23 protein-coding genes are annotated in these 23,062 nt (G+C 68.1%); 3 read left to right on the top strand and 20 right to left on the bottom strand.

Features of this window, described 5'->3' with window-relative positions; all coding sequences use genetic code 11:
* Window positions 1-9: 9 nt before the first annotated feature.
* The 3 genes from ACZ9GM_RS04265 to ACZ9GM_RS04255 are packed head-to-tail and all read right to left on the bottom strand — an operon-like array spanning window position 10 to window position 3,790.
* Window positions 10-1,764 (bottom strand): ABC transporter transmembrane domain-containing protein, encoded by a 1,755-nt coding sequence (locus tag ACZ9GM_RS04265; protein ID WP_291475947.1) that lies wholly within the window; start codon window positions 1,762-1,764, stop codon window positions 10-12.
* Entirely contained in the window at window positions 1,743-2,447 is a 705-nt protein-coding gene (bioD, locus tag ACZ9GM_RS04260; RefSeq protein WP_291475949.1) for a dethiobiotin synthase, read from the bottom strand. Before bioD ends, ACZ9GM_RS04265 begins: the two co-directional genes overlap by 22 nt.
* Entirely contained in the window at window positions 2,444-3,790 is a 1,347-nt protein-coding gene (locus ACZ9GM_RS04255; RefSeq protein ID WP_476037332.1) for an adenosylmethionine--8-amino-7-oxononanoate transaminase, read from the bottom strand. Before ACZ9GM_RS04255 ends, bioD begins: the two co-directional genes overlap by 4 nt.
* Window positions 3,791-3,847: 57 nt before the next feature.
* Between ACZ9GM_RS04255 and ACZ9GM_RS04250 the strand changes: the two genes are divergently transcribed.
* A complete protein-coding gene (locus tag ACZ9GM_RS04250; RefSeq protein ID WP_476037331.1) occupies window positions 3,848-5,335 on the top strand; it encodes a peptide MFS transporter in 1,488 nt (495 codons plus the stop codon).
* A 109-nt stretch (window positions 5,336-5,444) separates the two neighbouring features.
* Here the strand turns inward: ACZ9GM_RS04250 and ACZ9GM_RS04245 are convergent, their stop codons facing one another.
* Genes ACZ9GM_RS04245 through ACZ9GM_RS04235 form a run of 3 tightly spaced genes read right to left on the bottom strand, consistent with a single transcriptional unit; the run spans window position 5,445 to window position 6,250 of the window.
* Window positions 5,445-5,738, bottom strand: a complete 294-nt coding sequence (locus tag ACZ9GM_RS04245; protein WP_291475954.1) for a hypothetical protein — start codon at window positions 5,736-5,738, stop codon at window positions 5,445-5,447.
* Complete coding sequence (locus ACZ9GM_RS04240) at window positions 5,726-5,992, bottom strand: amino acid permease (RefSeq protein ID WP_291475955.1); 267 nt, start codon at window positions 5,990-5,992, stop codon at window positions 5,726-5,728. The genes ACZ9GM_RS04245 and ACZ9GM_RS04240 overlap by 13 nt, the downstream gene beginning before the upstream one ends.
* Window positions 5,993-6,016: 24 nt before the next feature.
* Window positions 6,017-6,250, bottom strand: coding sequence for a hypothetical protein (locus tag ACZ9GM_RS04235; RefSeq protein ID WP_291475957.1), 234 nt, complete (start codon window positions 6,248-6,250; stop codon window positions 6,017-6,019).
* Window positions 6,251-6,274: 24 nt separating this feature from the next.
* Here ACZ9GM_RS04235 and mmuM point away from each other — a divergent pair, with 24 nt between their 5' ends.
* A complete protein-coding gene (gene mmuM, locus ACZ9GM_RS04230; RefSeq protein ID WP_476037330.1) occupies window positions 6,275-7,276 on the top strand; it encodes a homocysteine S-methyltransferase in 1,002 nt (333 codons plus the stop codon).
* A 113-nt stretch (window positions 7,277-7,389) separates the two neighbouring features.
* Window positions 7,390-8,175: a plasmid pRiA4b ORF-3 family protein gene (locus tag ACZ9GM_RS04225; RefSeq protein ID WP_291475961.1), complete on the top strand. Its 786-nt coding sequence runs from the start codon at window positions 7,390-7,392 to the stop codon at window positions 8,173-8,175.
* 159 nt (window positions 8,176-8,334) lie between these two features.
* Here the strand turns inward: ACZ9GM_RS04225 and der are convergent, their stop codons facing one another.
* The 14 genes from der to recN form a co-directional block, all read right to left on the bottom strand.
* Complete coding sequence (der, locus tag ACZ9GM_RS04220) at window positions 8,335-9,978, bottom strand: ribosome biogenesis GTPase Der (protein ID WP_291475962.1); 1,644 nt, start codon at window positions 9,976-9,978, stop codon at window positions 8,335-8,337.
* Window positions 9,978-10,736: a (d)CMP kinase gene (gene cmk, locus ACZ9GM_RS04215; RefSeq protein ID WP_291475964.1), complete on the bottom strand. Its 759-nt coding sequence runs from the start codon at window positions 10,734-10,736 to the stop codon at window positions 9,978-9,980. Before cmk ends, der begins: the two co-directional genes overlap by 1 nt.
* Window positions 10,736-11,641: a pseudouridine synthase gene (locus ACZ9GM_RS04210; protein ID WP_291475966.1), complete on the bottom strand. Its 906-nt coding sequence runs from the start codon at window positions 11,639-11,641 to the stop codon at window positions 10,736-10,738. Before ACZ9GM_RS04210 ends, cmk begins: the two co-directional genes overlap by 1 nt.
* A gap of 105 nt (window positions 11,642-11,746) precedes the next feature.
* The gene (gene scpB, locus ACZ9GM_RS04205; protein ID WP_291475987.1) at window positions 11,747-12,292 is read right to left on the bottom strand and encodes an SMC-Scp complex subunit ScpB; all 546 of its coding nucleotides are present in this window, start codon (window positions 12,290-12,292) and stop codon (window positions 11,747-11,749) included.
* A gap of 33 nt (window positions 12,293-12,325) precedes the next feature.
* Window positions 12,326-13,156 carry a segregation and condensation protein A gene (locus tag ACZ9GM_RS04200; protein WP_291475988.1) on the bottom strand — a complete coding sequence of 277 codons (831 nt, stop codon included), beginning with the start codon at window positions 13,154-13,156 and terminating at the stop codon, window positions 12,326-12,328.
* Window positions 13,157-13,179: 23 nt separating this feature from the next.
* A complete protein-coding gene (locus ACZ9GM_RS04195; RefSeq protein ID WP_291475968.1) occupies window positions 13,180-14,046 on the bottom strand; it encodes a ParA family protein in 867 nt (288 codons plus the stop codon).
* A gap of 126 nt (window positions 14,047-14,172) precedes the next feature.
* Window positions 14,173-15,123: a tyrosine recombinase gene (locus ACZ9GM_RS04190; RefSeq protein ID WP_291475969.1), complete on the bottom strand. Its 951-nt coding sequence runs from the start codon at window positions 15,121-15,123 to the stop codon at window positions 14,173-14,175.
* The gene (locus ACZ9GM_RS04185) at window positions 15,113-15,772 is read right to left on the bottom strand and encodes an NUDIX domain-containing protein (protein ID WP_291475970.1); all 660 of its coding nucleotides are present in this window, start codon (window positions 15,770-15,772) and stop codon (window positions 15,113-15,115) included. The genes ACZ9GM_RS04190 and ACZ9GM_RS04185 overlap by 11 nt, the downstream gene beginning before the upstream one ends.
* A gap of 6 nt (window positions 15,773-15,778) precedes the next feature.
* Complete coding sequence (locus ACZ9GM_RS04180) at window positions 15,779-17,452, bottom strand: CTP synthase (RefSeq protein ID WP_291475972.1); 1,674 nt, start codon at window positions 17,450-17,452, stop codon at window positions 15,779-15,781.
* Window positions 17,453-17,500: 48 nt separating this feature from the next.
* On the bottom strand, window positions 17,501-18,403 hold the full coding sequence (locus tag ACZ9GM_RS04175) for a copper transporter (RefSeq protein WP_291475974.1): 903 nt from the start codon (window positions 18,401-18,403) through the stop codon (window positions 17,501-17,503).
* Window positions 18,400-19,593: a putative cytokinetic ring protein SteA gene (steA, locus tag ACZ9GM_RS04170; protein WP_291475975.1), complete on the bottom strand. Its 1,194-nt coding sequence runs from the start codon at window positions 19,591-19,593 to the stop codon at window positions 18,400-18,402. The genes ACZ9GM_RS04175 and steA overlap by 4 nt, the downstream gene beginning before the upstream one ends.
* A gap of 52 nt (window positions 19,594-19,645) precedes the next feature.
* Window positions 19,646-20,161 (bottom strand): HPP family protein, encoded by a 516-nt coding sequence (locus tag ACZ9GM_RS04165; RefSeq protein WP_291475976.1) that lies wholly within the window; start codon window positions 20,159-20,161, stop codon window positions 19,646-19,648.
* On the bottom strand, window positions 20,158-21,153 hold the full coding sequence (locus tag ACZ9GM_RS04160) for a LysR family transcriptional regulator (protein ID WP_291475977.1): 996 nt from the start codon (window positions 21,151-21,153) through the stop codon (window positions 20,158-20,160). Before ACZ9GM_RS04160 ends, ACZ9GM_RS04165 begins: the two co-directional genes overlap by 4 nt.
* 115 nt (window positions 21,154-21,268) lie before the next feature.
* A complete protein-coding gene (gene recN, locus ACZ9GM_RS04155; RefSeq protein WP_291475978.1) occupies window positions 21,269-23,011 on the bottom strand; it encodes a DNA repair protein RecN in 1,743 nt (580 codons plus the stop codon).
* Between the last annotated feature and the right edge of the window lie 51 nt (window positions 23,012-23,062).

The raw sequence follows: 23,062 nt of genomic DNA, 5'->3' as shown, positions 1-23,062 counted from the left end.
CGGAGTCAGTCATCGTGCGACCACCGCCCGGTAGCCGTCACCGGCCGACAGCTCGGCATGGTCCCCTCGTTCGCCGGTTCCGTCGGCACGGAGGAACACCACCTCATCGGCGATGTCCAGCAGGGTCGGTGAGGTGGTCACGACCACGAGGGTTCCCTGGTCGCTGTTGCCCCGTAGCCGGTGCAGGCCCTCGGCGATCCTCGCCTCGGTCACCGAGTCCACCGCGGTGGTGGGATCGACGAGAATCCTGGTCATCCGCCCGCCACGGGGGGTTTCGGCGAGGGCACGGGCCAGGACAACGCGCTGCTGCTGACCTCCGGACAGGTTCGCTCCGGCACCGTCGATCTGATGACCGGCACCGGCGTCGAAGAGGTCGACGAGTTCGTCGACGCCACTGGCAGCCAGCAGTTCTGCAGGAAGGGTGGTCGTCGGCGTGCCCGGACCCGTGATGTTGTCGGCCAGCGTCCCGGCGAACAGATGCGCGGTGTGCGGCGATATCCTCACGGTCTGCGGCAGGAGACGTGGATCCAGCGAGCGGATGTCCACCCCGTCGAGCAGGACAGTGCCAGGCCCCTCGGCATGGACCAGGGCGTCGCTGATCCGACGGTGGACGGTGGCGTCCCCGCTGACCACGGCGGTGAACTGACCCGCAGCACAGTCGACGGTCATGCCGTCGGCCAGTACCAGTGTCACCGTCGCGCCGGGTGACGGGGCCGGCACGTCCTGTGCAATGCCCCCTGCAGTGTCCCCTGCAGTGTCCCCTGCAGGTTCGCCGAGGTAGTCGGCGATGCGTCGTGCCGAGGCCGCCGACCGGGTGTAGCCCTCGATGAAGGCGACGACCATGCCGACCGGGCCGGCGAGGAAGGTCGTCACACCGAGGACGCCGACGAGTGTGCCGACCGTCATCTCCCCCTCGACCGCGCGCCACGCTCCCAGCCCTGCGGCGATCAGCAGGACCAGACCACTGAGAAGTACCTGGGCTCCATCCAGGCGTCCTGAGGCACCGGCGGACGCGACACCGGCGTCCGCTGCGTCCTGACTGTGCCGGCGGTACCAGCGCGCGGCGCGGGACTCCCCACCGATACCGCGCAGCACCTCCACGCCCTGCATCACGTCAGCGGCCGAAGCGCCCGCGGCGGCGATGCCCTCCTGCTGTCGGTGACTGGTGCGGGAGAGCACGGGCGTGAGCAGGCGCAACACGACCATGCTCAGTGGGGTGGCGACGAGAACGCCCACCCCGACACACACATCGGACCAGAGCAGGTAACCGGCGCAGACGAGCAGGCCGAGAATGCTGGCCGCGCCCATCGCCGCCTGCTGTAGGACGCCGGTCGCCGCATCCGCGTCCGAGGACGCCAGCGAGGCGATCTCACCGGGCAGGCGTCCGGCGGATCGACGGGTCGGGTCGAGGGTGGCGGTGGCGATCTCGCCACGCAGCCGGTGCTTCTGGCGGGTACGGGCGAACCAGCCGATCCGGGACCCGCTGCGGAAACCGTAGCTGAGCACCACGAAGCAGAGACCGAGGATGATCAACCAGAGGATGAGTCGACCGACGTCGGAGGGGCCGACCGCCTCGTCGACGGTGACTCCGATGACGGCGGGCACGGCGGTCTCCCCTACCGCCCAGCAGGTCAGCAGGGCGGCTGAGGCGAACACGGCGCGGCGTTCACGGGTGAGGATGCCGTGCAGGAGGATGCGTCCGGGGTCTGAGTCAGAGGCTGCAACCGTCCGACGGTGTCGCTTCAGTTGGGGGTCTGTATCCACGGTGACAGAGTATGCCAGTCCAGGTTCTCCAGGGCCATCCTCCTGAACTCTTCCGTACCCAGTGCTCCGGCGCCTTCCGGGATACTCCCCAGGAAAGCTACCCCGGTCACCGCAGAGAGTTCGTCCACGTTCAGGCGAGTCGCGAGGTCAGGATCCTCCGGCAGACTGCCGCCGAGCAGACCGAGTACCCGGATCCCCTGGTGGAGCGCACACTGCACCGTCAGCTCCGCGGTATTGAGTGATCCGAGGCCGAGCGTGGTGACCACGACCATCGGTGCACCGAGTTCCACGGCGAGGTCGGCGAGGGCCCAGTTGTCCCCGAGCCGGACCAGGATGCCGCCGGCGCCTTCGACGAGCAGGATCCGGTCGGGGTCGGCGGCGTCCAGCGTCCGGAGTCGGTCCGCGGTTTCGTGGAGTTCTGCGGTGGGGAGCCCTGCCCGGCGGGCAGACAGGTCCGGTGCCAGCGGTTCCGGATAGCGGTGGAACTCGTGGAGATCGGTGATCCCGGTCAGCCGGTGGACGGTCGCCAGGTCCCCGTGCTCGTCGGGTCCGCCGGGTTCACCGGTCTGCACCGGTTTGACGACACCGACGCGGCGTCCGTGCTCGACCAGACAACGGGCCAGAGCCGCGGTGGCGACGGTCTTGCCGATATCGGTGCCGGTCCCGGTGACGATGATGATCATGCCGCCACTTCCTCGGCGGCAGCCACAGCGGCGGCGACGGCCCGGCAGATGGTGGCGACCTCCCCGGTGGTGCTGATGAACGGCGGCATGCAGTAGATGAGGCGGCCGAAGGGGCGTAGCCACACACCGTGGGCCACCGCGGCGTCCTGTACGTCGGTCATGGCGTCATCGTCGAGCGCGGTGGTGAGTTCCACGACGCCGACCGCCCCGAGGACGCGGACGTCGGCGACATGGTCCAGGTCCGCGAGGTGACAGAGGCCGTGGCGGAGCTCGTCCTCGATCCTCGGTACCGCGCTGCGCCAGTATCCGTCAGTGACCAGGTCCATCGCCGCTGTGGCGACGGTACAGGCCAGCGGATTGGCCATGAACGTGGGCCCGTGCATCAAGGCACCGCCACCGGCAGGTGAACTCACCGCGTCCGACACCGCCGTGGTGGTGAGCACGGCGGCCAGGGTGAGCATGCCGCCGGTGAGCGCCTTGCCGACGCAGAGGATGTCCGGGATGATTCCGGCCGCGGCGGTGGTGAACAGGTCACCGGTGCGTCCGAAACCGGTGGCGATCTCGTCGGCTATGAGCAGGACGCCGTGGGCGTCGCAGATCCGTCGGACACCGGCGACGAGAGAGTGATCGTGGAAGCGCATGCCCCCGGCACCCTGGACCACCGGCTCGATGATGACTGCGGCGACGGTGTCGTCGATGTGCGCCTCGAAGCCCCGCAGGTAGTCGACGATCTCGCGGTCGCTGCTGCCGCGCACCGGCGGGGCGGGTACGAAGATCTGCTCGGTGAGCGTTCCGGACCACAGGGAGTGCATGCCACCGTCAGGGTCACAGACGGACATCGCGCCGAAGGTGTCGCCGTGGTAGCCGGAGCGCCAGGTCAGCAGGCGGCGGCGCTCCGGGTGGCCGCATCCACGCTGGGTCTGCAGCGCGGCCTTGATCGCGACCTCGACGGCGACAGAGCCGGAGTCCGCGAAGAACACGGTGGACAGATCGTCACCGGGACAGTCCCGGTAGGCTTCGCCGGTCACGGTGAGCAGGCGGTCGGTGAGGGTGACAGCCGGGGTGTGGGTCAGACCACCGAACATGACATGGGGCAGGATGTCGAGCTGACGGTGGGCTGCAGCGATGAGGTCAGGATGGCGGTGACCGTGGGCGGCGGCCCACCATGAACTCATGGCGTCGATGAGGACGCGGCCGTTGGCGAGAGTGAGGTTCACCCCCTCAGCGCCGGAGACATGGAGGTTGTCACGGGGTCCGGGAACCGGGGAGTACGGGTGCCAGATGTGGCGGACGTCGGTGGTTGCAGAGTCGGTGGTTGCGGTGGTGTCGGATGCGGACTGCATGATCACTATGGTCGCCCAGACTTGAACAGTGTTCAAATCGGTGGTTGAGTATGTCCGGTGACACAACTTGAACAACGTACAAGTCTGCCGCGGGAAACACCCACCGGCAGCACCGCCGCCACCACCGCCATTGCCGCCGTCGCGGGGATCGAGATGTGGGAGCGCTTCAGCTTCTACGGCATGCAGGCCATCCTCGTCTACTTCCTCTACCACTCCACCGGCCTCGGCGGAATCGGCATGGACCACACCACCGCCACCGCCGTCATCGGCGCCTACGGAGCCGCGGTCTACCTCTGCACCATCGCCGGCGGCTGGGTCAGCGACCGACTTCTCGGCGCCGAACGCACCCTCACCGGCGGAGCGGTCCTGCTCGTCATCGGCCACCTCACCATGGGCCTCGTCGGTGGTGCCCCCGGTACCGTGGCCGGACTCGCCCTCATCGCCCTCGGCTCCGGTGCGTTGAAGGCCTCCGCCGTCGCCGTACTCGGCCGCTGCCTGGACCGGACCGACACCGGGTTCCTCGCCTTCTACCTCGGTATCAATACCGGCGCCTTCTTCGGCCCCGTACTCACCGGCTGGCTGCAGGAGCAGTACGGTTTCCGCGCCGGATTCTCCGCCGCCGCCGTCCTCATGATCCTCGGTCTGACCATGTACCTCGCACTGCGGCGCAGGTACCTCTCCACACTCACCGACGACACCCGCCGGGCTGTCCTCTCCCCCGGCCAGCCCGCCGACCGACGCAGCGTCCTCCTCGTCGTCCCTGGTGTGGCTGCCACCGTCACCGCCGTCGCCGTCCTCGCCACCACCGGTGTGATCGGGGTGGATGCCCTGACCAACGGCATGCTCGTGGCCGTCATCCTCGTTGCCGTAGTCACCTTCATCAGCATGCTCACCGCACCTGGCGTTACCGGGGCGGAGCGGGGCCAGATCCGTGCCTTTATCCCCCTGTTCATCGGCTCGTCGGTGTTCTGGGCGATGCTCAACCAGAACTTCGGCGTCCTCGCGGTGTACTCGGACCTGCGGCTGGACCGCACGCTGTTCGGCTGGGAGATGCCCGCGGCGTGGACCCAGTCGCTCAACCCGGTGTTCCTGCTGGTGGCTATCCCGGTCACCGGGTGGTTCTGGTCACGGCACACTCCCCGTCAGGATGCCCGCGCAACGTCCCCGGCACGTCGGATGTCCCTGGGCGTGGCGATGGCAGGACTCGGCATGCTCGTCTTCGTCCCCTTCGCCGACGGCGGCGAGGGTTCGACGCCGCTGCCGGTGCTGGTGACCGCGACCCTGCTCATCACACTCGGGGAGATCAACGTCGGACCGGTCGGCATGGCGGCGGCCGGGGATCTCGCACCCGACCGCTTCGCCACCCGGTTCTCCGCCCTGTACTTCCTGTCCATGGCGGTAGGCACGGCGGCGGCCGGTGTCCTGTCCGGGTTCTACTCCCCCGGTGATCCGGCTGCCGAGCGGCTCTACTTCTGCGGATGTGCTGCGGTAGCGGTGGTCACGGCGATGGGGCTGCGGTCCGCCACGAAGCGGGTCAGTTTCTGAAGCGAGGTCCCCGTACAGCCGGTAGTACCGAGAGACGGAACTCAGGTACCTGACTTCCGTGCCTCGGTACTGGGAGCGACAATGCCAGAAGCGCAGGGACTTCCCCTGGTCAGCCCCGCCGGAAGGCCACCAGCGCGACAATGGAGATCGATGCCAGCACCCGGGACGCCGGCGCCTTGTAGTGCAGCCCGGCGCGATCTCGCTCGACAGCAGTGAGGCCACACCACCGACCATCGACACACTGCGCAAGCATCGGGATACCGCGCTTCGTGGTGCGCATGAACGCCTTCGGTGCCTGCCCCTCGCCCGCCATGGAGTGCAGCATGCGGGTACAGGAGAACAGGCCCGAGTTGCCCGCCGAGAGCAGTGCGGCGATGATGACGACATTCATCACGTCTCCCATACGTCTCCCATCCCGCAGATCCCGGCGATGTCGAAGACCATGACGAACGGGGATTCGTCGAGGCCTGCGTCCTCGTAGGGCACGAGAGCCGCGATGACGAGGATCGCGCCGAGGAAGAAGACGGTCAGGCGGATCATCGCGGTGCGGATGGCCTTCGGGATGACCTTCTCCGGATTCTTCGACTCACCGGCGGCCACCCCGATGAGTTCGGTGCCGGAGAAGGCGTAGAACACACCGGAGGTGACCACGAGCATGCCGCCGAAGCCGGCGGGGAAGAGTCAGGCGTCCGTGTCGAAGTTGTCGATACCGACGATGGGGGCCGCATCCACGATGATCGGTGCGAGGACGGCACCGAGCGGGCCGGCCTCACCGATGGTGTAGCCGGAGGAGACGGAAAGGCCGGAGCCGACGACGCCGCAGAGGGCGGTCATCACCAGGTGCCGCTGCTCCATGGTGCGCTTCAGGCCGGTGGCGGTAGTCGGGTCTGCTACGTCCGGCGCGACGACTGACATGGAGGTCAGCCTATACTCGCGGGGATGACCGCCCACAACGACTCTGATCTACTCACCACACTGTCCCACCATCCCGTGATCCTCGACGGCGGCCTGGGAACCCGCCTGGAGGACCGCGGCAACGACATCACCGGTGCGCTGTGGTCCGCCCAGGTCCTCAAGGACAACCCGACCGAGGTCCGGGAGTCCCACGCCGACTTCTTCGCCGCGGGTGCGGAGGTGGCCACCGCCTGCTCCTACGAGGTGACCGTCGACGGTCTGGTGGCCACCGGCATGTCCCGGGAGGACGCGGTGGCGGAGTCCGAACTCCTGCTGCGCCGGGCAGTGTCGGTGGCGCAGGAGGCAGCGTCCTCCGCCGCTGAGGTCGCCGGTGCACCGCGGTGGGTCGCCGCCTCCGTCGGCCCCTACGGCGCGGGCCCTGGTGAGGGCACCGAGTACGACGGCGCCTACGGGCTGACTGTCGACGAGCTGGCGGACTGGCACCGCGACCGGATCCGCATCCTCGCGTCCACCGGCGCCGACGTGCTCATCGCCGAGACCGTGCCCTCGGTACGGGAGATCGAGGCGCTGGCCCACGGGTTCACTGCCGCAGGCGTGGACGCGCTGCTCAGCGTGACGGTGCTCCCCCGCACCCCGGGGACGCTGGCCGACGGCGTCACTCTCAGCGACGGGACCGGGCTGTCGGAGGTCGCCCGCATCGTCGCGGAAACGCCGGCGTTCCGTACCGTCGGCGTGAACTGCGTCAGCGCGGACGCGGCCCTGGCCGGTGTCCGTGCCCTGGGGTCTGGGCTTGCTGAGGCGGGGCGACCACTTCCCCTGTCCGTGTACCCGAACAGCGGCGAGCTGTGGGACCATGTCAACCGTTGCTGGCTGCCGCGCACGGAGGAAACCGCGGACGGGGCGACCACCAGCCTGCTCGACGCCGTCCCGGACTTCCTCGACGCCGGAGTGCGCCTCATCGGCGGGTGCTGCCGCGTCACCCCGCGGGAAATCACCGCGATCCCCGAAGCGGTGCGCGGAAGGTGAACGGTGGAACGGGTAACCACAGGACCGCTGTGCACATCTGAGACGGGCGTGAGTACGCGCCACACGCCGGGGCCCCGCAGTGCTCGGCGCGGCACCCGTTAGGCTGGAGTGTCATGAGCAGCAAGTCCTGGAAGAAAAAGAAGAAGGTCGCCGGCAAGGCGAAGAAGTCCAGGGCCGCGAAGCGGTCCGGACGCAAGATGACGCCGCGGCCGGCGACCGGACAGGTGTCCGCCCCCGTCCGGCGTTCCTCCGCCCCGGCCTATTTCAACGTCGAAGACCTCGACAGGAAGCTCCAGGGAGACACCGCCCCGGTCACCGGGACCGCCGCAGAACCCGCTGTGACCCCGGCCCCTACCGCAGTCGCCGGGACAGTAGGGACCGCAGAGGCTGCAGAGCCCGAAGCCCCCGTCGTGGATGCCCCGGAGCTTCCTCACGCCGCGTTGCCCACCCCGCAGCTGCTTCAGCTGCGCATCGACCTCAAGGGTGCGAAGCCGCCGATCTGGCGCCGGGTCGAGGTCCGGTCCGATCTCACCCTGGATGCGGTGCACCGCGTCATCCAGGCCGCCTTCGGCTGGACAGACACCCACTCCCACCGGTTCACCCTCGACGGCGACGCCGCTCTCCCGGAGGCACAGGTCCGCCTGGACGAGACGCTGCAGGGGGTCGGGGACTCCCTGCGGTACCTCTACGACGACACCGACAACTGGAACCATCAGATCAAGGTGGAGAAGATCCTCGACACCATCGCCGACGATGCACCGGATGCTGCGGTCACCGGTGGCCGGCGTGCCACGCCCCCGGAGAACTGCGGAGGTCTGCTGACCGAGGCGGAGCTGGCCGAGATGCTCGACGATCCCGCCCACTTCGACGTCGCGGAGGCCGACGCCCGCCTCAACTGACGCGGAAGCACTGTAGTCGCTCGGGCGACAACACCCACCACAGCAGAGCAAGGATCGAGCGAGCTCGGCAGTTCGCGCGATCCTTGCTCGCAGATTTCGATATACGGGGTACCGGCACCAGTCACCGGCAAGGCGCCTGACAGCCCCGGGCTACCCCGTCTACTTCTTCTTCCGGCGGTCCCGCTTCTCACGCACACGCACGGCGATACGCACCGGCGAGCCCTCGAAGCCGAAGGACTCACGCAGCCGCCGCTCCAGGAACCGGCGGTAGCCGTGCTCCAGGAAGCCGGTGGTGAACAGCACGATCACCGGCGGCTTCGAGGCTGCCTGGGTGGCGAAGAGGACACGCGGCAGGCGTCCGCCACGCATCGGCGGCGGAGTCTGGGCGATGACCGCACGCAGCCAGGTGTTCAGCTGGCCGGTCGGGATGCGCTGGTCCCAGCTCTCCAGGGCCTCGATCATCGCCGGCTCCAGACGCTGCAGTGCGCGCCCGGTCTTCGCCGAGATGTTCACCCGACGAGCCCACGGCACGTGCGCGAGCTGCTGGTCGATCTCGCGCTCCAGGTCTTCACGACGGTCCTCGTCGACAAGGTCCCACTTGTTGTAGGCGACGACCAGGGCACGACCCGAGTCCAGGATCATCCGCAGGACGCGCTGGTCCTGCTCGGCGATCGGCTCGGAAGCATCCACCAGGAAGATGACGACCTCGGCCGAGTCGATCGCGGCACGGGTGCGCAGCGAAGCGTAGAACTCGTGGCCGCGGGCGGTCTTCGTTTTCTTGCGGATACCGGCGGTGTCCACGAAGCGCCACATCTGCTGCTCGAGCTCCACCACCGAGTCCACCGGGTCGACGGTCGTGCCGGCGACATTGTCGACCACGGACCGGTCTTCGCCGGTGATCTTGTTCAGCAGCGAGGACTTGCCCACGTTCGGGCGTCCGACCAGCGCCACGCGGCGCGGACCTGCGACGATGGACGTCTCCCGAGGCGTCTCCGGGAAGGACGCCAGCACCTGGTCGAGCACATCGGCGGCACCACGGCCGTGCTGCGCGGAGACCGGGTACGGGTCACCGAGGCCCAGGGACCAGAACTCGGCCATGTCGCCGTACTGGGAGTCCGAGTCGAACTTGTTGGCCACCAGCACGACCGGAATCTCGGAGCGCTGCAGTCGCCGGGCGATGATCTCGTCGGTGGCAGTGATACCGACCTTGGTGTCCACCACGAAGACGATGACGTCGGCGGTGGCCATGGCGGTTTCCGCCTGTCGGGCGATGGCACCGTGGATGCCCTTGGCATCCGGGTCCCAGCCGCCGGTGTCCTGGACCCAGAAGCGGCGTCCGCCCCAGTCGCCGATGTAGGAGATGCGGTCACGGGTGACGCCGGGGAAGTCCTCGACGACGGCCTCGCGACGGCCGATGAAGCGGTTGACCAGGGTGGACTTGCCGACATTCGGGCGTCCCACGATGGCGACGGTACACAGCGCCTCACGCTCGGCCTCGTCGTCACCGAGGACGCCGAAGGCCGCCTCGACGGCCTCCCAGTCGGTGTCCTCGCCGGCACCGGTGAGCAGGTCGAAGTCCTCGGCGTCGTCGTAGCCACCGGTGACGATGAACTCGGTGGCTCCCTCGTCGTAGTCCTCGAAGTCCTCGTCGGAGAAGTCGTCTTCGTCGAATTCCTCGGAGAACTCGGAGAACTCGGTCTCGTCGGCGAGCTCCTCGACCGGCTCACCGGCGATCGCGCCGTCGGTGGTGCGGAAGACCAGCTCTTCCCCGTTGGTCTCCGGGGTGTTGTTCTCGTCGTTCATCAGTTGCTCCCTGCGGTCGTGAAATCGGCGGGGTTCGCGGCGGAGGCCACGGTCAGACCGGCGAGTGCGTCGAGCACCCCGTCGATGTCCAGTTCCCCGGTGTCGAGAATGGTGGCGTCCTCGGCGGGACGCAGCGGGGACACCGTCCGTGAGGAGTCCGCGGCGTCACGGCGCTCCACGTCGGCGAGCACGGCGTCGAAGTCGACGGTGCGTCCTGCGGCGGTGTCCTGGTCATAGCGGCGCTGCGCCCGGATCTGTGCGCTGGCGGTCATGTAGACCTTACAGGTGGCGTCCGGCAGCACGGCGGTACCGATGTCTCGGCCCTCCACCACGCAGCGACCGGTCTGCAGCGCCAGTGCGCGCTGCAGGGCGACGAGGTTGGCGCGCACCGCAGGCACCGCGGCGACCGCGGAGACGTGGGCGGTGACCTCGGGGCCACGGATCTCAGCGGAGACGTCCTCGCCGTCGAGCAGCACCTCCGTGGACGCCGGGTCCTCGTTGACCTGCAGCGGCAGATCGGCGGTGGCCTCGGCGACGGCCTCTTCGTCGGTCGGGTCGATACCCGCGCGCAGCACGTGCAGCGTGGCGACCCGGTACATCGCACCGGTGTCGAGGTACTTGGCGTCCGCGGCGGTGGCCAGCAGACGGCAGACGGTCGACTTGCCGGTGCCGGAGGGACCGTCGACGGCGATGATCAGGCCACCACCGACGACATTGTCGAGGGTCTTGAGTTCTTCGAAGGTGTTCAGGTCGGTCATCACAGTCCCACCGCGTTGTAGAGGCTCGTCAGTTCGGAACGGTTCAGGGCGCGCAGCGTGCCGGGCTTCTGCTCGCCGAGCTGCACGGTGTGGACCTTGGTGCGGACCAGGGCCTGGACCGGGAACCCGGCCTCCTTGAGCATGCGACGCACGACATGCTTGCGGCCCTCGTGGATCACGACCTTGATCAGTGACTTGCCCTGCCAGGCATCGATGATCTGCACCTCGTCGGCGATGACGATGCCGTCGTCGAGCTCGATGCCGTCGAGGAGCTGTCGCACCAGCCGGCGGTCGGCCTCGCCGAGCACGGTGGCCAGGTAGGTCTTCTTGATGCCGTAGCGCGGGTGCATCAGCCGGTTGGCGAGCTCACCGTCGTTGGTGAGCAGCAGCAGCCCCTCGGTCTGGGCATCGAGGCGTCCGACGTGGAACAGTCGCTGGCCTGCCTCGACTCGCTCACCGACGAGATCGGAGAGGCACGGCCGACCGAACTCGTCGTGCATGGTGGAGTGGATGCCGCGCGGCTTGTTCAGCGCGAAGGTGACGATCTCCTCGTCGGCGATGACGCGGACGCCGTCGACGCGGATGACGTCGTTCTCCGGGTCGACACGCATGCCCTGCTCGGTGACGATGGTGCCGTTGACCTCGACCCGCCCGGCCTCGATGAGCTTCTCGCTCATCCGGCGGGACGCCACGCCGGCGGCCGCGAGGACCTTCTGCAGGCGGGTCTTCTCGGAATCGGACTTGGTCCTCTTCTTCTGGTTCCCCTGGCCCCCGGCCTTCTTCGGGGGCTTGCGGTCCGCCACATGCTGGTGGCGGGCGGGACGTGCGTTGGAGATGTAGCTCTCCACGTCCCTGTTGTGTTCGTTGCGTTCCGGTGTGCCGTCTCGGCGAGCGGGATTGCTCACGGTGTCCTCAGAATCTTTCTGTTGCCGCGGTGGCGGCATGGTCGAGGGATGTTCAGTTGTCTGACCCACCAGTGTAGACCATCACCGCACCATGATCATTCTCGCTCACGGCAGGTCGATCTGATCCACATCCGGCAGCAGCGGGGCGAGGTTCGGCAGTGCCTCGAGTGACTCGATGCCGAGTTGCTCCAGGAAGAGCTCCGTGGTGGCGTAGAGGTGTGCGCCACCGATCTCACCGGTCACGCCGACCTCCGCGATGAGCCCACGCAGGGTCAGGGTGCGCATGACTCCATCGCAGTTCACACCACGGATCGCGGCCACCTGGGACCGGGTCACCGGCTGCCGGTAGGCGATCACGGCCAGGGTCTCCAGTGCCGCGCGCGAGAGCCGCGACTGCGCCCCGTCGAGGACCTTCGCCTCCACCGTCTCTGAGTTGTCCCGGCGTGTGTAGAGCCGCCAGGCCCCCTCACGCTCCCGCAGTTCGAAGCCCATCCCCCGGTCCGAAAACTCGCTGGCGATCTCCGTCAGGGTCTCGGTGACCTCGGCCGCGGGCACGTCGAGCAGACGGGCGAAATCCGTCGCCGTCGTCGGCTCATCGGCGATGAGCAGCAGTGACTCCAGCCTGCTGCGCAGCAGTGACACGGGTTCCATGGTTCCCACGCTGAATCTCCTTGATAGTCCTGATCAGTCCCAGTTGCTCGCCGCGACGACCGACGGGTCGACGTCCAGCCCGGTCCACGCCACGCTCAACTCCCCCAGCGGTTCGGGCTGTTCGATACCCACCGCGCGGGCCTTGTACAGTTCCAGCAGCGCGAGGAAGCGTCCGACCACGGTCATCGACAGGTCACAGTCCGAGATCAGAGTGGCGAAACTGACCCAGTGGTCGGCACCGGCGACACGCAGCGTCGACAGGATGTGCCCGGCCTGTTCCGGCACGGACACCGCCTGGACATGGATATGCCCGGTGGCGACCTCGTGCGGTTTCGGACGGAACGCGGACGCCGCGATCTCGGCGAACTGGTCGGGGGTCAGCCCCAGCTCCACCGGCGGCATGAGGTCGACGAACTGCGGCTCCGGGGACAACTGGACCGGGTAACTGCGCGCCGCGTCCCGTTGCCAGCCGGCGAAGAGTTCCGCGACGGACTTGTAGGCCTTGTACTGCAGCAGTCGGGCAAACAACAGGTCGCGGGACTCCAGCAGCGCCAGATCCTCCTCGTTCTCCACCTCACCCCGCGGCACGAGCCGGGCGGCCTTGAGGTCGAGCAGGGTCGCTGCGACGACGAGGAACTCGGTGACCTCGTCCAGGTCATCCGCCGAGCCGGTCAGCGACCGGGTGTAGGCGATGAACTCGTCGGTCACGGTCGCCAGGGCGATCTCCGTGACATCCATCTTATGGGAGTGGATGAGCTGGAGCAGCAGGTCGAAGGGGCCGTCGAAGTTCGCCAGGGCGACCCGGAACCCGGTGATCTCCGGCTGGACAGGCTCGGTGACCGCCACGTCCACGGCGTCCGGCATACCCGCAGCGTCGGCAGCCACCGTTACGTCCTCTCGATGACCTCGGCGGCCAGGTCGCGGTACTGCTTGGCGCCCTCGGAGGACGGTGCCCAGGAGGTGATCGGCTCGCCGGCGACAGTGGTCTCCGGGAACCTCACCGTGCGGGTGATGACCGTGTCGAAGACCCGGTCACCGAAGACCTCCACCACCCGGTTCATGACCTGGCGGGAGTGGTTGGTCCGTCGGTCGAAGAGGGTCACGAGGATGCCGAGGACCTCCAGGCGGAAGTTCAGCCGGTCCCTGACCTTGTCCACGGTATCGTGCAGCAGAGCCAGGCCGCGCAGCGAGAAGTAGGTGCACTCCATCGGGATGATGACGCCGTCGGCACAGCACAGTGCGTTGACGGTGAGCAGTCCGAGGGACGGCTGGCAGTCGACGATGATGTAGTCGTAGTCCTTCATCACCGGACGCAGCGCCCGGGCCAGCGACTGCTCGCGGCCGACCTCGTTGACCAGCTGGATCTCCGCGGCCGAGAGATCGATGTTGGCCGGGATGACGTCCAGATTCTCGACTGCGGTGTGGTGCAGCGCGTCCTCGAGCGTGGCGTCCCGGTCGACGAGGAGGTTGTAGACGGTGGTGTCGAGGTCCTCGTGCTGGATACCGAGTCCGGCGGACAGGGCACCCTGCGGGTCCAGGTCGACGAGCAGAACCTTACGGCCGTACTCGGCCAGCGCCGCCCCCATGTTGATCGTGGACGTGGTCTTACCCACGCCACCCTTCTGATTGCACATGGCGATGACGGTCGCGGGTCCATGGGAATCGACGGGTGCCGGGGTGGGGATCTCGCGCAGCGGTCGGCCCGTCAGGCCCATCTCAGGCTCCCTGAACAGACCGTCGTTGGTCTCAGCCATCTGCGTCAAGCTCCTTACCTGGACTCACGTCCCGTTCTCTTGACCTGGTCCGGAGGCACCCCGGCCCAGGAATCACATGGGCCACAGTATCACGCAGCGGAGCAGCCCTGCGGCAGGCATTGCTGGTCAAGTCCTGGGATGTGACAGAGCCCAGGATTCACGGAGCAGGTCCGGGGTCACCTTGGCGTAGATCTGTGTGGTCACCACATGGGAGTGACCGAGAAGTTCCTGGACCACCCGGATGTCCGCCCCGCCGGCGAGCAGATGGGTGGCGAAGCTGTGCCGCAGCGCGTGCGGACTCACCTTTCCCAGCCCTGCCTTCTCCCCTGCCGCCGCCACGACATTGAACCCGGACTGGCGTCGCATCCGTCTGCCGGACGAGGTGAGGAACAGCGCTGCCCCGTCACCGCCTGCCCGGCCCGAACCCCGCGCAGCCAGGGTCGGTCGTGCCCGGACGAGGTAGGCGTCCACCGCCGCAAGTGCCGGAGTTCCCACCGGGACGACGCGTTCATGGTCACCTTTGCCGCGCAGCAGGACGGTGTCCTGGGTCCGGTCGATGTCGTCGACATTGAGGTCCAGCACCTCGCTGATCCGGGCGCCGGTGGAATACAACAGCTCGACCAGTGCGCGGTCGCGCAGATCGAGCGGACGGGCGTCCTCCCCTACCGGAACCGCCTCGATGAGTGCGGTGACCTGGTCGATGGTGAGGGCCTTCGGCAGGTCCGCACGCTGCTGGGAGACCGGGACGGCGTCGGCGGCATCCGGGATGCCCCGGTCCCGCGCAGCGAAGGCGTGGAGGCTGCGCACCGTGCTCAACGACCGGGCTGCCGAGGTCTGCGCCAGCGGCCGCCCCCCGGTCACCTCATTGCCTTTGCGCAGGTCGGCGATGAACCGTTCGATGTCGGCGACCTGTGCTGTGGCGACGGTCAGTCCTTCACCGTCGAGCCAGGTGAGATAGCGGTCGGCGTCACGACCGTAGTTCTCCAGGGTGTTGGAGCTCAGGCCGCGCTCGGTGCGCAGGTGGCGGAACCAGTCGCGGCGCAGTGCCGCATCCTGTGACGGTGTGTCAGCGGACATGCTTCATGTCGGTGCCGGGCTCCTGCCCGACCGACCGCCGGTCGGCCAGGGCGGAGGTCTTCGCGAACGGTTCGGTCACCTCACGACGCGTCCCGACAGCCAGGTGCAGCAGACCGGCGACGGCAATTGAGTTCTCCACCTCGCCACGGCGGACCATACCGACGGCTTCGTCGACCGGCACCCAGCGGCGCGTCATGTCCGCTTCCTCACCCTCCGCCTCAGGCAGGGCACCCGACTCCTCCGCCGTCAGCGGGCGGACGCCCTCGGCGAGGAAGATCCGGCAGATCTCCTCACTGGTACCCGGTGAGGTGACGATGTCGCCCAACAGATGCCACCCGGACGCCGCGACGCCGGCCTCCTCGGCCAGTTCACGCTGCGCCCCGGTCAGCGGATCCTCGCCGACGAGGTCGAGGATGCCGGCGGGCAACTCCCAGAGGTAGCGTCCGACCGGTCGCCGGTACTGACGGATGAGCAGGACCTCACGACTCTCCCCCGTCTCCCGGACCGCGACCACCGCAGCGGCGCCGAAGTGCTCGACGACCTCCCGGGTCGCTTCCCCGGTGGCGGTGGAGATCCGGTCCCGTCGCAACGCGAGGATCGGAGCGTCCACCAGCAGGTCGCTGGACAGGGTGCGGTAGAGGTCAGCCATGAGAGGCTACTTCGCCTCGCGACGGGCGACAGCGGCCCTGACCAGGCCGGCGAACAGCGGGTGCGGGCGGGTCGGGCGCGACTTGTACTCCGGGTGCGCCTGAGTGGCGACGAGGTACGGGTGAACGTCCTTCGGGTACTCGACGAACTCGACGAGACGGCCGTCCGGGGAGGTACCGGAGAACTGCAGACCGGACCCCTCGGTGATCTGCTCCTTGTAGGCGTTGTTCACCTCGAAGCGGTGACGGTGGCGCTCGGAGACCTCGGTGGTCCCGTAGGTGTCGGCCAGGACCGAGCCCTCGGCCAGGACGGCCGGGTAGGCACCGAGACGCATGGTGCCGCCCAGGTCTGCCTCACCGTGCACGGCAGCCTCCTGCTCGGCCATGGTGGAGATCACCGGGGTACCGGTGGCACCCAGCTCCTCGGCGAACTCGGTGGAGGACGCGTCGTCGATGCCGGCGGCCTTGGCCGCCTCAATGACGGTGCACTGCAGACCGAGGCAGATGCCGAGCATCGGGATGAGGTTCTCGCGGCAGTAGGTCACCGCGGCGATCTTGCCCTCGATACCGCGGACACCGAAGCCACCGGGGACGACGACCGCGTCGACGTCGCCGAGCTGCTTCCGGGCACCCTCCGGGGTGGCGCAGTCATCGGCGGCGACCCAGCGGATGGTGGCCTTGCGACGCTCACCGAAGGCGCCGGCGCGGATGGCCTCGGCGACGGACAGGTAGGCGTCCGGCAGATCGATGTACTTGCCGACCAGTGCAACGGTGACCTCTCCCTGCGGGTTATGGACGCGGTCGAGCAGGTTGCCCCAGACGGTCCAGTCCACGTCCCGGAACGGGAGGTTCAGCTTGCGGATGAGGAAGGAGTCGAGGTGCTCGTTGTAGAGCACCTTCGGAATATTGTAGATCGAGGAGGAGTCCGCGCACGAGATGACGCCCTCTTCGTCGACGTCGGTCATCAGGGCGATCTTCTTCTTCAGTCCCTGCGGAACCTCGCGGTCACAGCGCAGGACGATGGCGTCCGGGATGATACCGATGCTGCGCAGTTCGGCGACCGAGTGCTGGGTCGGCTTGGTCTTCAGCTCGCCGGACGGTGCCAGGTAGGGCACCAGGGAGACGTGGATGAAGAAGATGTTCTCGCGGCCGACCTCGTGGCGGACCTGGCGGGCGGCCTCGAGGAAGGGCTGGGACTCGATGTCACCGACGGTGCCACCGACCTCGGATATGACGACGTCCGGGACGACGCCGTCGGCGTCCGGGGCGGCCTGGGCGAGGATGCGGGCCTTGATCTCGTCGGTGATGTGCGGGATGACCTGGACGGTCTTGCCGAGGAACTCCCCGCGACGCTCCTTGGCGATGACGGTGGAGTACACCTTGCCGGTGGTGACGTTCGCGTTCTTGGTGAGGCTCCGGTCGAGGAAGCGCTCGTAGTGCCCCAGGTCGAGGTCGGTCTCGGCGCCGTCGTCGGTGACGAAGACCTCACCATGCTCGAAGGGGTTCATGGTGCCCGGATCGACGTTGAGGTACGGATCCAGCTTCTGCATGGTCACGGTCAGCCCACGGGACACGAGGAGCTGTCCCAGGCTGGCGGCGGTGAGGCCCTTACCCAGCGAAGAGACGACACCCCCCGTGACAAAGATGAACTTGGTGTGCTGCTCGCTGCGCCCCTGAGACACGTCAACTCCCGTGGTGGTAACCGATAAAACCTACGGGACTTCAGCCTATCACAGCGAGGGCATCGCGGCACTTTCCGCCGCGCCGTAGGACCCGGCTTTGCCGTCCAACTGCTGGGCCAGGGCCCGCACCACGGTGATCCGCCCGGCGGTGCGGTCGGCGTTGTCGACGGTGCTGACCTTCTCAGTGTCCGCCCGGTCGGCACGCAGGATCTCCAGTGCACCACCGTCGGTGGTCGAGGCCCAGTCGCCGGCGAGGACGACCCCGCCGGTGACGGCGTCCAGCCCCGCGGCCAGGTCGGCGGTGAAGGTACCGGCGTATCCGCCGGTGGACCCGGTGACCACGACCACGGCATCCGCGGATTCCAGCTCCGGGATCCCGCCGTCGAGGAAACCACCCTTGTCGAGAGCGCCGAGCAGCAGGGAACGGTCGGACTCGGAGGCCTCCGACACCCGGTCCCCCTCACTGCGGAGCGCCTGACCGACGACCTGACCAAGGTGGTAGCCGGGGTCCCGGCGGTCCTCGGAAAGCTTCGCCCCGGCCGGCAGGGTGTTCGCTGCCAGGGATTTCACGGCGTCCGCCTTGTCCTGGGAGAGGACGTCGTCAGTGAACGACAGCGTCCCCGCATCCGTCGCGCCCGCATCGGAGAGCAGCGCGCGCTGGGCGTCGACCACCTCCTCGTCGGCGTCGGGCATGCCCACGACGAGGACACTGCGGTCCTTGAGATCGTCCCGCACGGCACCGGAGGCCAGTTCATCGAGAACAGCGTCATCGGCGTCCAGACCGGCGGTGGACGCCGAGAGTTCGTCGCGGGTGGAATCCAGCTCCTCCTGGACACCGGAGTCCACGGCCGTGGGCCCACCCTCCACATTGGGGGCGAGGACGTAGAAACCGAACAGTGTTCCGGCGGCGATACCGGCTGCTACCCCACCGAGGATCTTCGGGCCGCTCACGAGAACAGGTCCTGGAACTTCGTGGCGATGTTGTTCCAGCTGTCGACGAGGTTGTCGACGAAGCCTTCGGAACCACTGAGCCCCGCGATGAGGATGATCACCAGGATCGCGGCGATGATGCCGAGGATCGCCCACAGCCAGCCTCCGCCGGAGCGGGAGACACGGTAGAGCTCGGCGACGGCGGAGGAGTCGACGAAGCGGCTGCCGACTTTCAGGCGCGAGAGCATCGAGGAGGGGGTGTCCGGGGCCGAGGCGGTGTCGAAGATGCGCTCCAGGTCGACGGTCGGTCCGAGGTTCACGACCATGGACGCGCCGTGGTATTCGGCGAGCAGCAGGGCCAGATCGGTGGCGTCTCCGGTGGCGGCGGGGAAGGTCATCGCTCCGACACCGAGGTCCTGGATACGCTCCAGTCCCGCGGCGTGACCGTCGGGGTCGGCGGGCAGGATGACAGTCGCGCCGGACCGCAGGTTGTCCGAGGAGATCAGCTCGGGGTCACCGATGATCACCGACGGACGGTAGCCGTGCCGGACCAGTTCGTCGACGGCCTGGTCCACACCGATGAGCACGGGGTCGTACTCGCGGATGAAGTAGCGCAGCGCCTTGAGCTTGGTCTCCAGCTCCGGGTCAGGGCTGACGATGAGGACCTTCCGGTCGTCCATGTCGACCTCGACCTCGGGGACACCGAGTCCGTCGATGAGCAGCGGGGCCTCGGTGCTGACGAACTCGGCGGTGTTGCCGGAAAGCGCCTCCATGTGGTCGACGAGCGCCTCACGGGCATCGAGGAACCGGGTGCGGGCGGTGTCCTCGTCGAGGATCTCACCCTTGCCGATGGAGCGGTCCCCGTAGAAGATCTTGCCGTCGTCGAGGCGACCCTTCTTCCCGTTCTTCGTCTTCCCGGGCAGCGCGGGGTCCGCGTTCTCCACGAGGGTGACTCCGGCGTCCAGCAGCATCTGGGGACCGAAGTTGGGGACGTTACCGGTGGTGAAGGCGGCGGTGTTCACCACACCGGCAACCTTGGCGTCGATGAGCTTCTGGGCGAGTGCCCGGTTGATGTCCGGGGCGTCGATGACGACGATGTCGCCCTCGCCGAGCTTGGCCAGTGTGGAACTGCCCTTCGCGCCGGTGCAGTCCCGGGTATGGCCGTGGATGCCTGGGGTGTCGTCGGTACGGGAGAAGATCATGGTGGACATTGTGAACTGTGGGTCTCCTTTTCCGGCGGAGGCGCGCCGGTGAGCGCCACAGTCAGCGCACTAACCTGGCCTTCTTCATCCCCCACCGGTACAGCGATCCGCACACGGTGACGAAGATCGCGCCGATGACCACCGGAGTGAGCAGGTAGCTCCAGGTCTCGCCGTCGAGCATGATGATCAAGGGGATGCCCGCCGCCGGCGGATGGAGGACGCGCAGTGCCACCATGACCATGATCGCGGCTCCGGTCGCCAGGGACATCGACCACCATTCCGTCGGCATGGTGGTCACCACCGTCAGTCCCGCCACAGCGGAGATCATGTGCCCGCCGATGACATTGATCGGCTGGGAGACCGGAGCTTTCGGCAGAACGAACTCGAGGACGCAGGACGCACCGAAGCTCGCCATGAGCAGTGGGTGACCGACAATATCGGAGAAGAACCCGAGCAGGGCGATGACCGTCATCGACGCGAACCCGGACAACAGGATCGCCGGAACGGAGAACCGGGGTTGGGTGCGGGTGAAGGACCTGCGCAGCGTGCGGCCGACCGACCGCAGCGCGTGGCTCACCGCATGTCCCCTGCGGAGACCTCGGACGCGTTCCCGGTGTTCGTTCCGGTGTCTGCGGTGTCCGCCCCGGTGGCGGCATTGTCGACGGCGGTGCCCAACCTGGTGACCGGCCGGGTCGCGAGTCTGGCGACGGCGGCAGGGATCTCGACCACCGGATCGACCAGTGGCAGCAGACGCAGGTCGCCGGAGGTCACGCCCGGAGTTCCCACTGGTACGACCGCGGCCCACCGGCCGGTGGCCGCAAGAGCGGTCAGTGAGGCCACCGAACCGGATTCCACGGTGGGAGCCACCGACACTCCGACGGATGTCATGGCCCGGTCAAAACAGGTGCGGGCGAGCATTCCCGGGGAAAGCAGAGCGACCGGAAGCCTGGCGAGATCGACCGCGCTGATCCGGTCCCGGCCTGCGTCCGGACCGTGGGACGGGCCCAGCCCCGGTCCGAGGGTGGCGACCAATCCCTCGGTGAGCACGACGGCGTAGCGCACCGGTTCCATCGGAGTGAGCGCGAGCCCGTCCAGGTCGACGGCGCCGTCGATGTCGTCGACGGGGTGGATCACGGCGGCGTCGAGGTCGTGGGAGCGGAGCTTCTCGACGAGATCGGCACTGCCGATCCCCGTGCTCACCTCCACGCGGACACCGGGGTGGGCGGTGGTGAGCCGGGCGATGACGGCGGCGGCCCGGGTGTCACCGGAGGGGACGGTGCCCAGCCGCAGGGTCGTCGACAGGTTTCCACCGGCGGCAGTGAGGTCCTCCACAAGCCTGCGACGGTCGGCCAGGATCCGACGGATATGGGTGAGCAGCAGCTCACCCTCGGGAGTGAGGTCCCGGAACGAGGACCTGCCACGGTTGACCAGCGGGACGCCGAATTCCGCCTCGAGTTTGCGGACCGCCTCGGACATCGTCGAGGTCGTCACGAAACAGGACGCGGCGGCACGTCCGAAGTGGCGTTCCCGGGCAAGCGCGTCGAAGTACTCGAGCTGGGTGAGCAACATAGGGCTGACGCTACCGCACCGGACCGGGGTGCCGCCCACCTGGAGCGTCACGCAACGTCTCACGAAACCTCACGACCGTACGGCGAAAATGAACGGGAGAACCGGACCGCAGTGGTCACATGGCGGACTTGGCCGTCCGCGCGGTCTCCAGGAGTTCCTCGGCGTGGGCCCGGCCTGTGTCCGACTCGAGACCCGCGAGCATCCGCGACAGCTCCTCGACCCGCTCCTCCTCGGTGAGGGTGCGCACACTGGAACGCACCGTCGCATCGGTCGCCGCCTTGGAGACGTGGACATGTGCGTCGGCGAACGCCGCGACCTGAGGCAGGTGGGTGACCACGATGACCTGGTTGTGGACCGCGAGACGGGCGAGCCGTCTCCCGATCTCCACGGCAGCCCGGCCACCGACGCCTGAGTCGACCTCGTCGAAGACCATCGTGCGGCCCGCCCCGGCGAGGATGACCTCCAGAGCGAGCATGACGCGGGAAAGCTCACCGCCGGAGGCGGTGGCCCCCAGCGGGTGGGCGGACCCACCCTGGACCAGCTGGAACTCGACCTCGGTGATGCCGTCGGGACCGCAGTCGGCGGTGGTGGCGTCCTTCCCCGGAACCCTCCCGTCGCCACCGTGGGTGGTGACCTCCACCCGGAATTCCGCGGCCATCTGCAGCCCCTTGATCTCAGCGGTCACGGCCTCAGCGAACCTGGCGGAGGCCGCGATGCGACCGGCCGCGAGCCGGCGGGCGGCGTCGAGCATCTCCTCGGCGGCCTCGGTGACCTTCGTCCGCAGCTCCTCGAGGACGTCATCGGAGACGTCGATGGCCCCGAGCCGCTCCCGCGCCTCGTCCCGCCAGGCCAGTGCACCGTCGACATCGACGGCGAAGGTGCGCAGTTCACGCAGGTCCTGCTGACGCTGCAGCAGGTCCTCCAGGTTCTCCGGATCCGGAGCTGCGGAGAGCATTGTCCCGAGTTCACCGGAGATGTCGGCGAGTTCACCGACCAGGCCCGCCAGACGACTGCCCAGAGCAGCGATTCTCGGGTCGCCGCCCGCCGCAGCCTCCAGGACAGAGGCCGCCATGCCCAGTGCGTCTGCGGCAGACTCCCCCGCGCCCTCAGGGTCCCCGTCGACGGCGGTGAGCGCGGTGGCCACGGCCGCGCGGATGTCATCGGCGTCCTGCAGGCGACTGATCCGCACCTTGAGGTCCTCGTCTTCACCGGGCTGCGGGTCAAGTTCGTCGATCTGCGCCAGTGCATGACGCAGTGTCTCTGCCTCCAGGGCGAGCTCGCGGCGTTTGACGGTCCGGTCGTTGAGATCCCGGGCCAGTCCCGCCCACTGACGGCGCAGACGGCGGTACTCCCGACGGTCACTGTCGAGTCCGGCGAAGTTATCGAGACTACGCAGCTGCTTCACCGGATCCGTGAGCTGGAGCTGGTCGGACTGGCCGTGGATGGTCAGCAGCCGGGAGGTGAACTCGGAAAGCACACCGGCGGCGACAGTCCGGCCCGCCAGGTGCGCCCGGGAACGTCCGGACGCGTTGACCGAGCGGCAGACGACCGCCTCCCCGTCGTCGAGATAGCCCCCGATTTCCTCGACCATCTGAGCGAGTTTGTCGGCGTCCCCGTCTGCCGGGCCACTGTCTGCGTTCCCACCGAGGATGCGGAAGATGCCGTCGACCGACGCTTTGTCGGTGCCACCCCGCACCCGCTGGGCGTCCGCCCGCGCCCCCGAGAGAAGTTTGAGGCCCGTGACCACCATCGTCTTACCCGCACCGGTCTCACCGGTGACGACAGTGAAACCCGAGGCGAACTCCGCCGTGGCTTCCTCGATGACCCCGAGATTCCGGATCTGCAGTTCAGTCAGCATGATGGGGCGAATTCTACCGAACAGATGATCGAGATTCCAGTATTCGGCGCA

Source organism: Corynebacterium sp. UD i78, from assembly GCF_056280545.1.
The sequence above is the reverse complement of the archived record's forward strand: the minus strand, read 5'-3'. Positions and strand labels throughout refer to the sequence as shown.

What these genes read in the sequence shown, in the direction of transcription:
- mmuM (WP_476037330.1), top strand. Translation starts at nt 6,275, where the DNA reads ATGACCGCCCACAACGACTCTGATCTACTCACCACACTGTCCCACCAT.
- ACZ9GM_RS04240 (WP_291475955.1), bottom strand. Translation starts at nt 5,992, where the DNA reads ATGCTCGTGGTCACCTCCGGTGTGTTCTACGCCTTCTCCGGCACCGAA.
- ACZ9GM_RS04255 (WP_476037332.1), bottom strand. Translation starts at nt 3,790, where the DNA reads ATGCAGTCCGCATCCGACACCACCGCAACCACCGACTCTGCAACCACC.
- ACZ9GM_RS04225 (WP_291475961.1), top strand. Translation starts at nt 7,390, where the DNA reads ATGAGCAGCAAGTCCTGGAAGAAAAAGAAGAAGGTCGCCGGCAAGGCG.
- steA (WP_291475975.1), bottom strand. Translation starts at nt 19,593, where the DNA reads ATGTCCACCATGATCTTCTCCCGTACCGACGACACCCCAGGCATCCAC.
- ACZ9GM_RS04235 (WP_291475957.1), bottom strand. Translation starts at nt 6,250, where the DNA reads ATGTCAGTCGTCGCGCCGGACGTAGCAGACCCGACTACCGCCACCGGC.
- ACZ9GM_RS04245 (WP_291475954.1), bottom strand. Translation starts at nt 5,738, where the DNA reads ATGGGAGACGTGATGAATGTCGTCATCATCGCCGCACTGCTCTCGGCG.
- ACZ9GM_RS04185 (WP_291475970.1), bottom strand. Translation starts at nt 15,772, where the DNA reads ATGGCTGACCTCTACCGCACCCTGTCCAGCGACCTGCTGGTGGACGCT.
- bioD (WP_291475949.1), bottom strand. Translation starts at nt 2,447, where the DNA reads ATGATCATCATCGTCACCGGGACCGGCACCGATATCGGCAAGACCGTC.
- cmk (WP_291475964.1), bottom strand. Translation starts at nt 10,736, where the DNA reads ATGACCGACCTGAACACCTTCGAAGAACTCAAGACCCTCGACAATGTC.
- ACZ9GM_RS04160 (WP_291475977.1), bottom strand. Translation starts at nt 21,153, where the DNA reads ATGTTGCTCACCCAGCTCGAGTACTTCGACGCGCTTGCCCGGGAACGC.
- ACZ9GM_RS04200 (WP_291475988.1), bottom strand. Translation starts at nt 13,156, where the DNA reads ATGCCGGACGCCGTGGACGTGGCGGTCACCGAGCCTGTCCAGCCGGAG.
- ACZ9GM_RS04195 (WP_291475968.1), bottom strand. Translation starts at nt 14,046, where the DNA reads ATGGCTGAGACCAACGACGGTCTGTTCAGGGAGCCTGAGATGGGCCTG.
- ACZ9GM_RS04190 (WP_291475969.1), bottom strand. Translation starts at nt 15,123, where the DNA reads ATGTCCGCTGACACACCGTCACAGGATGCGGCACTGCGCCGCGACTGG.
- scpB (WP_291475987.1), bottom strand. Translation starts at nt 12,292, where the DNA reads ATGGAACCCGTGTCACTGCTGCGCAGCAGGCTGGAGTCACTGCTGCTC.
- der (WP_291475962.1), bottom strand. Translation starts at nt 9,978, where the DNA reads ATGAACGACGAGAACAACACCCCGGAGACCAACGGGGAAGAGCTGGTC.
- recN (WP_291475978.1), bottom strand. Translation starts at nt 23,011, where the DNA reads ATGCTGACTGAACTGCAGATCCGGAATCTCGGGGTCATCGAGGAAGCC.